The organism is Micromonospora sediminimaris (assembly GCF_016863575.1).
Lineage (GTDB): Bacteria > Actinomycetota > Actinomycetes > Mycobacteriales > Micromonosporaceae > Micromonospora > Micromonospora sediminimaris.
The window spans coordinates 124,524-138,292 of record NZ_BOPD01000021.1; the positions used below are offsets into that span (position 1 = coordinate 124,524).

The 13,769-nt window shown below is 68.1% G+C and carries 8 protein-coding genes; 6 read left to right on the plus strand and 2 right to left on the minus strand.

Annotated features, from left to right (window positions below; genetic code table 11):
• Nucleotide 1: 1 nt before the first annotated feature.
• From Vse01_RS18100 to Vse01_RS18110, 3 genes are all read left to right on the plus strand, one after another.
• Nucleotides 2–2,392, plus strand: coding sequence for an ATP-binding protein (locus tag Vse01_RS18100; RefSeq protein WP_093407951.1), 2,391 nt, complete (start codon nt 2–4; stop codon nt 2,390–2,392).
• A gap of 228 nt (nt 2,393–2,620) precedes the next feature.
• Nucleotides 2,621–4,501 carry an Hsp70 family protein gene (locus Vse01_RS18105; RefSeq protein ID WP_093407948.1) on the plus strand — a complete coding sequence of 627 codons (1,881 nt, stop codon included), beginning with the start codon at nt 2,621–2,623 and terminating at the stop codon, nt 4,499–4,501.
• Between the two features lie 22 nt (nt 4,502–4,523).
• Complete coding sequence (locus tag Vse01_RS18110; RefSeq protein ID WP_139233201.1) at nt 4,524–6,479, plus strand: AfsR/SARP family transcriptional regulator; 1,956 nt, start codon at nt 4,524–4,526, stop codon at nt 6,477–6,479.
• A gap of 332 nt (nt 6,480–6,811) precedes the next feature.
• Here the strand turns inward: Vse01_RS18110 and Vse01_RS18115 are convergent, their stop codons facing one another.
• Complete coding sequence (locus tag Vse01_RS18115) at nt 6,812–7,729, minus strand: hypothetical protein (RefSeq protein WP_232511362.1); 918 nt, start codon at nt 7,727–7,729, stop codon at nt 6,812–6,814.
• A 661-nt stretch (nt 7,730–8,390) separates the two neighbouring features.
• Here Vse01_RS18115 and Vse01_RS18120 point away from each other — a divergent pair.
• Both Vse01_RS18120 and Vse01_RS18125 read left to right on the plus strand, forming a co-directional pair.
• Nucleotides 8,391–9,296, plus strand: a complete 906-nt coding sequence (locus Vse01_RS18120; RefSeq protein WP_198413221.1) for an aminoglycoside phosphotransferase family protein — start codon at nt 8,391–8,393, stop codon at nt 9,294–9,296.
• Between the two features lie 292 nt (nt 9,297–9,588).
• The gene (locus Vse01_RS18125; protein WP_093407941.1) at nt 9,589–10,182 is read left to right on the plus strand and encodes a PDDEXK family nuclease; all 594 of its coding nucleotides are present in this window, start codon (nt 9,589–9,591) and stop codon (nt 10,180–10,182) included.
• A gap of 294 nt (nt 10,183–10,476) precedes the next feature.
• Here the strand turns inward: Vse01_RS18125 and Vse01_RS29810 are convergent, their stop codons facing one another.
• The gene (locus Vse01_RS29810; RefSeq protein ID WP_093407939.1) at nt 10,477–11,613 is read right to left on the minus strand and encodes an HNH endonuclease; all 1,137 of its coding nucleotides are present in this window, start codon (nt 11,611–11,613) and stop codon (nt 10,477–10,479) included.
• A 468-nt stretch (nt 11,614–12,081) separates the two neighbouring features.
• On the opposite strand from Vse01_RS29810, the gene Vse01_RS18135 reads away from it, so the two are divergent.
• Nucleotides 12,082–13,769, plus strand: a 1,688-nt coding sequence (locus tag Vse01_RS18135) for a LysM peptidoglycan-binding domain-containing protein (protein ID WP_204019253.1), incomplete at its 3' end; no start/stop codon positions are given.

Here is a 13,769-nt window from a genome sequence, read left to right on the forward strand (position 1 = left end):
CGTGCACGACACACCACCCGAGCCATCCGAGCAGACCCGATCAGTGCTCTACGGCGCCGCCCGCGACGTCGTGCAGGCCCGCCACGTCAGCGGCGGAGTCCACTTCCACAGCGCACAATCCGCAGGACCCACCCCACGCCTGCTCCCACCCGGCGTACCCGACTTCGTCAACCGCACCGACGACCTGCAACATCTCACCGCCGCGTTGGCCGCCACCACTGACGCACGCACACCCAGCGCCATCGTCGTCATCGCCGGCACCGCCGGCGTCGGTAAGACCTCCCTCGCCCTGCACTGGGCACACCAGGTCCGCGACCAGTTCCCCCACGGCCAGCTCTACGCCAACCTCCGCGGTTACGACCCCGGCCAACCCGCACGGCCACACGACATCCTCGAACGGTTCCTCCGCGCGCTCGGCGTACCCCACGACGACATTCCCGCCGACACCGACACCCGCACCGACCTCTACCGCTCCCTGCTGGCAGAACGCCGCGTCCTCATCGTCTTGGACAACGCCGCGACCGTGACCGACCTACGGCCCCTCCTGCCGGGCACCGGCGAATGTCTGACCCTCATCACCAGCCGCAGCAGACTGTCCGCACTCGTCGCCCGCGACGGCGCACGCCGCCTCACCCTCGATGTTCTCGCCGACCCCGACGCCGTGACACTGCTGCAGATCACCACCGACGGCTACCGCCGCGGCGACGACCCGCAGGAGCTCACCGAACTTGCCCGGCTCTGCGCCCGGCTTCCACTGGCCCTGCGCATCGCCGCCGAACGCGCCTCCCGCTATCCCCAGCACACCCTCAGCGACCTGATCCAGGACCTCCGCGACGAATCCGGCCTCTGGGAACTGCTCGCCACCGGTGACGACGACGAAACCAGCCGAGTCCGCAGCGTATTCGCCTGGTCCTACCAGGCACTGCCCGCAGACGCCGCAGGCCTGTTCCGCCTGCTCGGCCTGCACCCGGGCGCCGACTTCTGCACCAACGCCGCCGCAGCCCTGGCGGCGCAGAGCCCCAACCGCACCCGCAGCATCCTCGACGTCCTCGTCGGCGCCCACCTGATCGAGCAACAAGCCCGCGACCGGTACCAGTTCCACGACCTGCTGCGCGCCTACGCCGCAGACCAGGTACAGCACGACGAACCCGTCGAATCCCGCACCAGGGCACTGCTGCGAGTCATCTCCTGGTACCTGCACAGCGCCGACAACGCCATCGCCGCCAGCGACTACGGCCGCCGACGCTTCGAGTTGGAAGCACTACCCGATGGCGTGACTGCGGCATCGTTCACCACCCACGAAGACGCCCTCACCTGGTACGAGGCAGAACGGAGCAACCTCGTCGCCGCCACCCGCGCCGCCCACACCGCCGGTCTGCACCAGCACGCATGGCAGCTACCCGCCCTCCTGCACCACATCTACAACTTCCGCCATCCCTTCCACGAATGGTTTACCACCACCGAGATCGGACTCGCCTCCGCCCGCGCCATCAACGACCGACGAGCCGAAGCGCTCCTTCTCTACAGTCTCGGCAAGGCATACACCCAGGCCAACCGCCACCACGAAGGCCTCGAGCACCTCCGGCAGGCCATAGCCCTGCATGAGCACACCGCAGACCCGGCCGACGAAGCCGAAACCCTGTGCGGCGCCGGCCTGGCCTGCCTACGCCTGCGCCGCCTCGACGAAGCCCTGGAACTGCTCCACCGAGCCCTCACCATCGCCCGGCAACTCCGCGACCGCCATCAGGAAGCCTTCGCAACCCACCTGATCGGCTGGGCCCTGCTCGAACTCGACCAACCGGCCGAGGCCCTGCAGCACAGCCAGACCGCAGCCGAGACAATGCGGCAACTCGGCAACCGCGCATCGGAAATAGACGTCCTCGTCAAACAATGCGACATCCTGCGCCACCTCGGCCGTCTCGACGAGGCCCGCACGGTCGCGCAGCACACATTGACCGTCGCCTCCGACACCGACGACCCCGTCATCACCGCCGCCGCCTACATCGAGCTGGGCAGGATCCACCAGGACCTCCACGAACCAGACGAAGCCCTCGCCGCCTACCAGCGCGCCACCGTCCTCCAACGCCGCCTCGGCAACCGGGGTCGCGAAGCCACCGCACTCGACGCCACCGGACTGGCCTACCACCAACTCGGCCGGTACGCCGAAGCCGCCGAGTTCCACCTCCACGCCGCAACGATGCAGCATGAACTCGCCGACCCCTGGCTGCAGGCGATCGCGTTGACCCACCTCGGCGACGCTCTCCACGCCGCCGGCCGCACACCAGAGGCCCTCGAGTCCTGGAACGACGCGCACCACCTGCTGCGCCCATTCGACGACCCCGCCGCCCGAAAGCTTCGCAACCACATCTCCACCGCGATGACGACGAGCTGAACAAGCCGTCCCGCCGGTGCTCGGCACCTCGCCCTGCACCCGTGCTCGCACAGCAACGCCGTACACGGCGCGCCGGCGACCGCACGCACCCATCACGTCGACGTGCAGCTCATCCCGGCGACGCCCCAGAATCCACCGGCCTGTCCAGCCTGGGGGAGACCAGCCCGACCACTGCTGACTGTAGTTAAGGCATGACGTGAATGTGACCCTCATGTTTGACTGTCGGGTATGCGAGCGGGGCAGGCGCGGCTGGCGATCGATTGTGGAAGCGCCACGACGACCGCAGTCCTGGCCTGGCCGGACGGGTCCTGGTCACCGCTGCTGTTCGACGGCGACCCGGCGCTACCCTGCGCCGTGCTTGTCGCTGCCGATGGGTCGGTGGTGACGGGGCAGCGGGCGTGGCAGGCGGCCACCGCCGATCCGCAGCGCTTCATACCCCGGCCCCGACGCCCCGCCGACGAGCAAATGAGCGTGGCCGACGTGCAGGTCGCACCCGCGGACCTGGTGGCGGCAACCCTGCGGCGCGTCATCGACGAAGCCCACCGGATGGCCGGCGGGCCGGTGGAGGACGTACGGCTGGTCGTGCCGGCGGGATGGGGGCCGCGCCGGCGGACATGGCTACGGCAGGCCGCCCACCGCGCCGGCCTCGCGCAGCCACGCCTGGTGGAGGCACCGATGGCGGTGGCCTCGGACGCCCTCGCCTCGGGTGTGCAACTGCCGGTGGGCTCGGTGGTAGTGGTGTGTGACCTGGGCGCCGGCGTCGAGGTGAGTGTGCTGCGACGCGGCCCGACCGGGTTCGAGGTCCTGTCGACCCTCGCCGACCCCGACGCCGGTGGTGACGCCATCGACGCCGCGTTGACCGCCACCCTGCTCCCCGACGGGGTTCCGGTAGGGGATGGGTGGGCGCTGACGGCGAGCCTACGCACAGCGAAACACGCTCTGGCAGGGCATGCGGCGGTGGCCGTGCCGGTGCCCTCAGGGCCGGCGGTGGTACTCAACCACACGGCGGTAGAGCAGGCCGCTCGCCCGGCCCTGGTGCGAGCGGCGGGCCTGGTGCGCGACGCGGTCGACGCCGCCGAAGTCGACCCCACCACGATCGCCGCCCTGTGGTGCGTCGGAGGCACGGCGCAGATGCCGCTGGTCGCCGACGTGATGACTGCGGAGACCGGGTTGCAGCCGCTGCTGGTGCCGGATCCGCTGGTGGCAGCGGCCCGCGGCGCGGCCGACGCCGGCGGCCTCGACACCGGGCAGGCGGCGTCGGTGGGGGAGCCGATGCCGACGGTGTGGCGGGCCGTGGCGATCGGGGTGCCGGGGTTCGCGTCGCTGGCGTTGGTGTCACACGCGCTGTTCACTCCGACGTGGCATTCCGGGCTCATGCGGGAGTGGGCGTTCATGAACTGGGGCGAGGTGGCGATGGCGTCGGTGTTCGCCGTGATCGCCTGCCTGGCCGCCGGCACCGTGTTGGGTTCCACGTTGGCCGCCCGCACCGACAGTGGGGTGTCGTTGTCGGCGGGTGCGCAGGTCGCCACCGGCATCCTCACCTCCGCCTGGCTCGGAGTCGCCGTGGTCGGCATGTACGCCGTGGTGGGTTCCCAGTACATCGGCACCGAGTTGGGGGCGTTCGTGCGCTGGACACTGGTGCCGGTGGTACCGATGCTGGTGGTCGCGATGGTGCTGGCGCTGATCGCGTTCCGTCATTGGCGCACCCCGCGCGGCGGCTGGTCGGACTTCCTCGCCTTCCCGGTGACGTCGGTGGTGACCGCGGCGGTGGGGATGATGCTGGTGCAGTGGTCGCTGCCCGCGACCTATGCACCCGGCATGGAGGTGTGGCTCGGGGTCGGGCAACGGGTGGGTGGTCTGCTGATCGGGGTCGGGGTGATCACCGCGTTGGTGTCCGGGTGGTGGTTGCGGCTGGTGATGGGTGTCCCGTTCGCGATCCTCACCGCCACCCTGGTCGGCCGGTACAACACCGGCACCGTCGCCGGTCTCTACATCGTCGCCGCCACCGTGTGGTGGCTGGGCCGCCTGTGGACCCGCATCCTCTACACCGCCCCCGCCACCGCCCAGCCCCGGCGCAGCCTTCCTCTACCTGGCCCACCACACCCGTGACGGGCAAGCCAGGAGGGGGTGGGTGATGCGGTGGCCGCAGCGGGTCGCGGCAATGCTGCTGACCGCGGTCCTGCTGGTCGGCCCGCCGATCCTGCTCGTGCGGCTGGTGGGCTGGCCGACGACCGACACACCACGGGTGGCGCTGTGGCAGTGGGTCCGCGACCCACTGACCGAACAGAACCTGACCCTGATGCTGGTCGTCGCGGCCTGGGCGCTGTGGGCCTTCATCGCCTACCTCGTCACCGCCACCACCGCCACCCGGCTGTGGGCAGGCGTGCGATGGCTACGCCACCTACCGCTGCCCACCCCCTGGCAGGCCACCGCCACCGGCATCGCCGGCGCCGCCGCCCTCACCATTACCACCCCCACCACACCCACCGCCGAAACCGACCACCCCGCGGCAGCCACCGGCACCAGCAACACCCACCACCATGACGACACCGCACACGCCGACAGCGCCGACGGAATCGCAGTACCCGGCGGATGGCTGCCCCGCGACATCGCCGACCAGGTAACCGCCGCGGCCGGGCTGATATGGATACGACGCCGCCGCACATACCGCCCCAACCCCGCACCCCAGGCCACCCGCGCCGACAGCGACCTCACGCCGCTCCCGGCCACCGTCACCGCCATCCAAGCGGCCACCGCAGCCGACCCCGCGCCCACACCAGTCGAACCACAGCCACTCGCCGTCCTACCGTCCGGTCTCCACCCCGAAGGGGCAGTCCTCGCCGGCCCCGGAGCCCTAGCCGCCGCCCGCGGCCTGCTCGTGACCGTCCTCCTGGCCGCGCCGCGCCACCACACCCCGCAACTGGTCATCACCCGCCGCGCCGCTGAAAAACTCCTCGGCCCAGCAGCCCACCACCTTCAGCCCGGCCCGGACCTACGGATCGCCGACCACAACGAGCACGCCGCGACACTGCTACCCCCACCCGCACCAACCGAACAGCGACCGGGCAAGCCGCAGGCACTACTGATCACCGAGACGCCCCCAACAGGACCTCTCGCCGACGCCCTCACCGCCGGCACCACCACCCCGATCATCCTCACCCCCTGGCCCGCAGCGCCGACCTGGCACGTGGACACCGAAGGCCACACCCACAACCCCCGCGACATGTCGACCACCGGACCCCGCGTGTGCGTCCTGGACCCCACCGCTGCGGCGGACCTGCTCACCATCACCGGACACCTCCCCCCACCACCACCGTCATCAAACCCCGCGCCCCAGCCACGGGTGCCGCATCAGACGTCGACGCACCGAGCTCCCGAAGACACCATCACCCCGCTGCAGGTACGAGTGCTCGGTGAACCGGCACTCCTCATCAACGGCACACCCCTGCGGCTACGGCGCAGCGCCGCCCAGCAAGCCCTGGTCTTCCTCGCCGTGCATCCCAACGGCACCGACAGCCGACACATCGCCGAAGCACTGTGGCCAGGCATGCCCGCACACCGACTCACCGGACGCCTCTACACCACCCTCAGCGAACTGCGCACCGCCACCCGCACCATCACACACGGCACCCTCATCGACCGCACCGACGACCGCTACCGCCTCAACCCCACACTCGTACAGGTTGACCTGTGGCAATTCCACGCCGCCGTCGAGCACGCCACCACCACCCTCACCGCACCGCGCGCCGCATGGCAGGCAGTCGTCGACGCCTACACCGCAGACCTCGCCCATGGACGTACCTGGCCATGGCTCGACCCCCATCGCGAGACCATTCGCCGCACCGTCCTCGACGCCTACGCCGCCCTGGCCGCCGCCGAACCCGACCCCAAACGGGCACTTGCCCATCTTCAAGACGGCCTTCGAGTCGACCCCTATAACGCTGACCTGCACCAACGAACCGTTGCCACCCTCCACACCTTGGGCGAACACACCGCCGCCACCGACCTGGCCGACCGGTATCACAGGCGCCTCGCCGCCGTCGGCATCGACGACGCCCGCATCCCATCCGGGAACAATCTCTCCTGAAGCCGTCACGACGCATCAAGCGGGCCGGCTCCGAGGATTCACGAGCCGAGCCGCCCTCGTGTCCATCCTGGCCGGCCGAACGGCCTGCGTCCGACGACGGAGTGCCAGGCGACACAGTCACCGAGCTCGGTACGTCATCCCAGCTCGCCGTGGCGGCGTGTATGTCCAGTGCAGAGCCCGGTACGCCAGCCACACCGGCAGGGCAACCTGCCCTCGGCGTACGGGCTGCGGTGCAGAACCCGGTACGCCAGACGTACACACGCTCAGAAGTCTGCCGCTCCGGCTCCGTTGGCGGGCTGCCGACCCAGTGACCTCAATCTCTCCGCCCACGTTCAGACACAGTCCCAGAAGAAGCGGCCTTCCCGCTGGTCCTCACTGAGGAAGGCGTATCCGGAACCGCCGCCGAAGTTGAGTGCGTACTCGTCGTCGCCCCACCCCTCGGCGTCGTCCAGTTGGAAGAAGAAGCGCCACGAGGCGTCGAGGTCGGTCGTCCACGGCTGCCAGAGCAAAGGCTGGCCGCCGACATAACTGCGGCAGTCGACTCGCCCGTGGTCGGCGTCGGCGTCGAAGTGAACACCGCGGCGTGCAGCGTCCTGGTAGGCGACCTCCCGCTCGAAGGAGGACGCGGTTGCTTCGTCTGGCAGGTGCACGTCGATGTGGAGTTCGACGGGCACCCGCTCGGTCCATTGACTGCCGCGGCGCCACAACGTCGGTCCGGTGCCCGTGGCGAGGCCGGTGACGAACGACGGCACGCGCCCGCCGGGTTGAACGAGCAGCGCGTTCTCGCCACCCTCGGCTTCAAACGTGCCCGCCAGGGACTCGTCGTCTTGAGTCATGAACAGGTAACTCATCCGCAGGCTGGGGCCTGGCAGCGGGAACTGACCGATGAAGGTCATCGGTGACCCGAATTGAGCGGATACCGGCCAGAACGGCTCGTCTAACCAGACCGGCAGCCCACCAAGCTTGGCGACCGGATTGTCGATCGGGGTGAGGCTGGGCCGCCATGACATCTCCAACCGGGGCATCAGCCACGGATCGAACGGCCCGGTCGCCGACGGAGAGCGACTCGAACCCTCCAACCACGCCATGGCCACGCCTTCCTGTTGCCACGCGCACGGCGCTGCTTCGACTCTACGGCGCGGCAACCATACGCCATCTGCTCGTCGACCCGACCGGACGCTGACGGGCGCGCGCTCGGCGGCATGTGCGGACGACTCGCCGACCATGAGGCAGGCCCATTTCGTCGGCATGGTCGACACCACGCTGATCGTCGACTGACACTGAGCGGATGGAAGCAGATGCCGCCAAGCACCGTGAGTCGCAACCTGCGGGTTCGGCAGTGCCGGGCTGGACATATGGCCGGGGTGGGCTCCTCATCTTCACTGGGGAGTCAGGTATCCCTGATCCGCCGCTTCCCGGGGCGCTGCGTGGCACCGTGTGCAACTCGCTGGTGGGCACCACCGTCGGCCTGGTGATCTGCCTGACGGCTGTCGGCTTCGGGTGGGCGGAGCATGCGGGCGTAGCCGCCCTGGCCGCTACTGGGATACCTCAAGTCCGCCGGGGATACCGGCTACGAGTGGCGCTCCTTTTTCTGGTCACGACTGCGGCCTGCCTGGTAGTTGGCATCGTTGTCGGAGGCGGACTGCGGGCGCCGTGGGACTTGTTCTTCCCGCTGGCCTTCGCCCTGTCCGTCGGCAGCCTCGCGGGGACGACTGCCGCCTACTTGCCGTGGCGGACTCGTTAACACTGAGAATTAGGAGCAGCAGCCTCGAACCCGGAGCCCGGACATCCGCTGTCGCCACGGCCACGCTCGATCCGCGGCAGATCCGGATACTTGACTGAGTTGTGGTGGTAGTGGTCTTGCCTTGGCGGCCGGCGAGGGCGGTGCCGAGTGGCGGTGGGCGAGAGGTCATGTCCGTGATCACAGTGCCGGAGCAGTTCGCGCAGTGGCGCATCCGGGTCGATGGTGCTGCCGCCCGGGAGTGGGTGCAGGCGCTGCCGGCGTTGGTGGACAGGCTCCTTGACCAGTGGAATCTGGCTCTCGACGAGGCCGAGCCGCTACACGGCGGTTTCGGTCTCGTGGTCTTGGTCCATCGTGGTGAGCAGCCGCTGGCGCTGAAGCTGAGCTGTTCGGGTAACGCCGTCGCAGACGAGGTGCGTGCGCTGCGGGCCTGGCAGGGGCGTAGCGCGGTGGCTCTGCTGGACGCCGAGCCGCAGGCGGGTGCCGTGCTGCTGGAGCGCTTGGATTACAGGCGGTCCCTGCACACGCTGCCGCTGCGGGACGCAGCGGAGATCGCCGGCTCTCTCGTTCGGGCTCTTGCCGTGGCCGCTCCGCCGGGGTTGCGTACCTTGTCCGAGGTGGCCGCGGGGATCGCTGACAATCTGCCCGGGCGCCAGCAAGCCCTCGGCAGCCCAGTGCCGCCGAGGTGGTTGGACGCAGCCCGCCGCTACGCTTGCGAGTTGCGGGGCGCAGGAGACCAGGTGTTGATCCATGCCGACCTGCACTACGGCAACGTGCTGGCCGCGACACGGCAACCGTGGCTGGCCGTTGACCCCCGAGCCCTCCAGGGTGTCCCGGAGTACTCCATTCCCGAACTGATGTGGACCCGCGCCGACGAGTTGCCGTACGGCGCTGACATACGCGGGATATTCGACGTCATCGTCGCCGCCGGGGAACTGGATGCCGCGGCCGCGCGTGGCTGGGTCGTCACCCGCTGCGTCGACTACTGGCTGTGGGGCCTACAACGCGGACTCACCATCGACCCGGTGCGCTGCGAGCGGGTCCTCAGCGCGCTCTTCCCCGGCTCCGGGAATTGAACAGCACCCTTTCCCGTACCGGCTTTCGCTCCTCGCCCCCGCACACCGGCACAACCACGCGCCATTATCGGTGCACCTCTGTCACGTACCGTGACGAGCGCGGCGCGGCAGATGAGTGAGCCCGGACGCGGGGCGGCGGGCCGGGTGGACTACCCGACCATAACGGTTGGCCTGGAGCTGATGTCGGTCTGAACGGCCGGTATCGGACTGATCGTGCGTTCGTACTAGTTCGGCGCGCCGCGACGACCGGGAGAATGACCGGATCGGCGACGTTGCATAGGAGTAGGGCTTAATGAAGGCGATCGAGACCCACTACGCGGGCTGTCGGTTCCGCAGCCGCCTGGAAGCCCGGTGGGCCTACTTCATGGACCTGATGGATGTGCCGTGGGAGTACGAGCACGAGGGGTGGGAGTTGCCGTCTGGCCGCTACTTGCCGGACTTCCGACTGCCCCAGGCAAAGGTCTACTTGGAGATCAAGGGGTCGCCTCCGACGCGGCGTGAAGTGAACCTCGCCCTGGAGTTGGCCAGTGAAGCGTGTGTCGACGGATGGCGCTACCGGATGCTGGCGGGAGACATTCCCCGAGCTCCATCACATGCTCCGGGCATGCCCGGCATCGCAACGATACCGTGCTTCATTGCCATGGCCCAGTACGCGCCGGCCCAGGAAGCGAGGCCGGTTGGAGGCGTGCTTAAGGATCAGCAGGGGGCGCAACAGACGCTAAAGGGTTTCACGGTCAGCCCGACGGCATACAAGGGAATCCCACTTGAGTACTGGCAACTCAAGAAAGGGTTTTGGAACGCCGAGGGGTGGACTACTCCGGATCTGGTCGCCGCTCTGACCAAAGCCCGTTCCGCTCGTTTCGAGTATGGTGATGCTCCGCAGTAATCACAGGGCTCCATGTTACGCGACAAACCGCCGATCGTGGTGGAGAATCCCCCACCACGCCGGCGCCGTCGCACAGACTACCTACCCCCGTTCCGCCTTCGCCGAAACGGTCCGGGATTGACCTAAGTGCAACCTGCCCGCTACAGAGGAGCCGACGATCCTCAGCCCGCGATGGATTCGGCTAAGGGTTGCCTAAAAGCCAGATTTCCTTGACGGACAAGGTTGCTGCCGAAATGGCGCTCGATGGTGCGTCATCGTCGGCTGACTGATGCTGCCAGGATTGTTGAATCGGCCCTAACATGCCGGGTTTAGGTATGAGCTGAATTTGCGCCGAATTCGCCTAGCCCTCGGAAGCGTGAAGACTGCATGGGCGGCGTCCAGTTTTGGGAGCGGGGATCGCCACGTCTTCAGGAGTCGTCCCTGCTCCAATTCGCTAAGAGGGCTGAGAATCCGTTCGAGGAGTGCTGCACTAGCGAACTCGTCGTCGCCCTGGAAGTGCGCCTTCAGGTCGATGAAGGCGTAAAGAATATAGTAGCCCGAACCTTTGCGGTTGTTGCAGCGTTGGTGGCTTACGGCGACGTTTTCTAAAGAATCGTTCACTCCAGGAATAGTGCCGTACAGCCACAGTGGGAGTATGTGGTCAATATGCCAGCGACTCCCCCGATCTACTGTAAGTCCGCACAGATGACATACGCCAGAGTCTCGCTCAAAGACTTGCTGCCGATTGTAGGCCTGACTAGGGACGCCTCGTTTTCGCATCTGCCTAACCCTTGCCCAGTAGGCTTGGGCAGGCTTGTAAATTTCCGGAGCTTCTTTGACTCGCTGCGCCTTACGCTCGCTTTTGCGAATCGGCCGACAGGGTTCGCAGAACGAGGGAATGCGACCACTCCTGCCTCGCGGGCTACATGTGAATTGGTCTTCGCAACGTTCGCATTTCCGTGGAATCAGCGGGCGGTGCGCTTGACGCCGGCGCTCGGCATAAATGCGCAACCGCGCTTCGCGTCGCTCGTCGGCATGTTTAGTACAGAATCGGGGCTGGGCGCTACGAACTGTAGGAGTCACCCTGGCGCCGCAGTCTTCGCATGCTAAACCAGCGATGCGTTGTTCCACCTTCTGCCGCCGCTGTTCGTTCGAGGGTTCGCGGGAATCAATCTTGTTCAGCTTTCGGCAATCGGGGCAGAAATCAGGACACCTTCCCTTGAGCGTGCGACGTTGGTAGACGCCCTCGCAGCGATGGCACGTATAGGTTTCAGGTATCGGATTAGCTGCTCGCCGCGCGGCGCGGTACTCGCTCTCGTAGTTGCGCCTCCAGGCGCTATTGGCCTGTGAGCACGGCGCGCAACGGCAGTTATGAGGCTTACGCCATCGCTCAGGCGTTCCATGCTCTGGATTCCCACGGGGACGTCCGGCCGGATTAGGCATCAGACACATGTACCACCGGGGTGTGACACTTTCGTTAGGCTGTGACTGACGCTGTGAACGAGACGGCCGAACGCTCGGCGGAGCCCTACCACCCGGAACCTGACGCCGCTGCGTGGAGCGCCTTCCATCACGTGATCGAGTGCGCGCTCATCGGCAGATCCGTGCGCCCCGACGGTTGTGCTCGCCGTCACCGGGTGTAGCTGAGATTCAGGCGCGGGGCGTCTCTGCCGTTGCCGATCGCCCAGACGTACTGCCGATGCTGGTGGTTTCTCATGTGCGTGGTGGCGTGCATGGCGCTGCACTGGATTCCCTACGCCGGCTTCATGCCCCACTCACACCGAACCGGGTGTGACCTGCGGTTGTAAGGGTGTGTAAGGCCGTGTGAGGTGTTGTCAGCCTCGACACCAGCGCTTCCGTGCCCCTCCGCTCCTACCGTCGGTTCCACACGCAGGACCCGCACGGCGAGGAGACCCGGGCATGCCACGATCAGCTGCTGCTGCAACCGTTGTCGCGACGGGCGGTGCTGTCCTGATCGCGGCGGCGCCGCCGGTCACGTTGTTCCTGACGGGCTGGTTCTCCATCACGGCACCGGCACCGGAGCAGTTGCGGGCGTGGCTGCAGCAGCCTCTCACGACCGGCTTCGTGGCCGCGCTTTTTCAGTTCAGCGCGTGGCTGCTGTGGACACTGCTCGCCAGCATCGTGTCCCGGCGCGTCTACCACCACATGGCCCGTCGTATCCGGTGGCGGTTTGCTCTTCGGTTGCCCAGCCCTCTGCAGGGCCTGACGGCAGCGTTTCTTGGCGCCACCGCTGTCACCACGACCGCCGCCGTGCCCGCGGTCGCGCACACCACCTCCAGCGCGGACGCCGTCCCACCCGACATTCCAGCCCAGCCCGCCGACGACCTGGTCGAAGACGAGGAGTCGGGTGAACCGGCGACGTCGACGTACACCGTGCGTCGGGGTGACACCCTGTCCGCCATCGCCGACCGCTTCCTCGACGACCCGGACCGGTGGCCGGAGATCTACAACCTCAACCGCGGCACCCGCTACCCCCAGATCGGCGGCACCCTGACAGACCCGAACCTGATCCGCCCCGGCTGGACCCTCGACCTACCCGAAGCAGCGGCCGAAACACCATCGCCGCCGCCTCCGCCCGCCCGGCCTTCTCCGACCAGCCCGTCGACTCCGGACAACCCACCACCGCAAGACCACTGTGCTGCCGCGCCATCACCCACCCAGCCACACACGCCGAACCAGCCAGCACCAACGTCCGCCGCCTCACCTCATGCCACACCCGGTACGGCATCACCCGCCCCAGGATCTGCGGTAGCGCCATCAACGCCGGCCACCCCCGACCCCGACTCGGTCATCGAACCTCCGCCAGCCACCACGCCGTCTGCCGCTACGACCTCCCCAACGACCACACCTGCCCCGAGCAGCACCACACCGACCGCCTCCCCAACGTCCGAGGACCGGCCGAACGACGACAACCCCGGGGTCAGCCTTCCCGGAGGTTGGGCACCCATCGGACTGGCAACGGCGCTGGCCGCCGCAGCATCCGTGCTCTGGCTACGACGCCGCAGCCACTACAACCCCATCACCGATCCCGACCCGGCCAACGATCCGACCCTGCAACCGCTGCCCGCCGTCATCAGCCGGCTGCGCCGAGCGGCCCGCGAGCAGGCACCCGACCTGGTCACTTCACCCGCCCCGCAGCCCACCGTCCGCGACATCGCCGAAGGCACACCACCGCCACCAACCCCGACCGGCCCGTCCGGGCCGCAACTCGCCGGCCTGCCAGAGCATCCCGCCGACGGACTCGGGCTCACCGGAGCAGGCGGACCCGACGCGATCCGCGCAATGCTCGTCGCCACACTGTCCTCCGGCAGCCCCGACGACCCCGACGCCCGCGGCCACATCGTCATCCCCGCCACCGCGCTGGCCGACCTGATCGGCGGCAACAACATCACCGACCTCGTCGGCGCCATCCCCCGACTCCACGTCGCCGCCGGCCTCGATCACGCTCTCGCCCACATCGAAGCCCAGATCATCCACCGCACCCGCGCCGTCACCGACGCCGACGTCACCAACCTCGACGACCTCCACCAAGCCGACCCGCACCACGAACCGCTCCCACCGATCATCCTGATCACCCATGTGCCGGA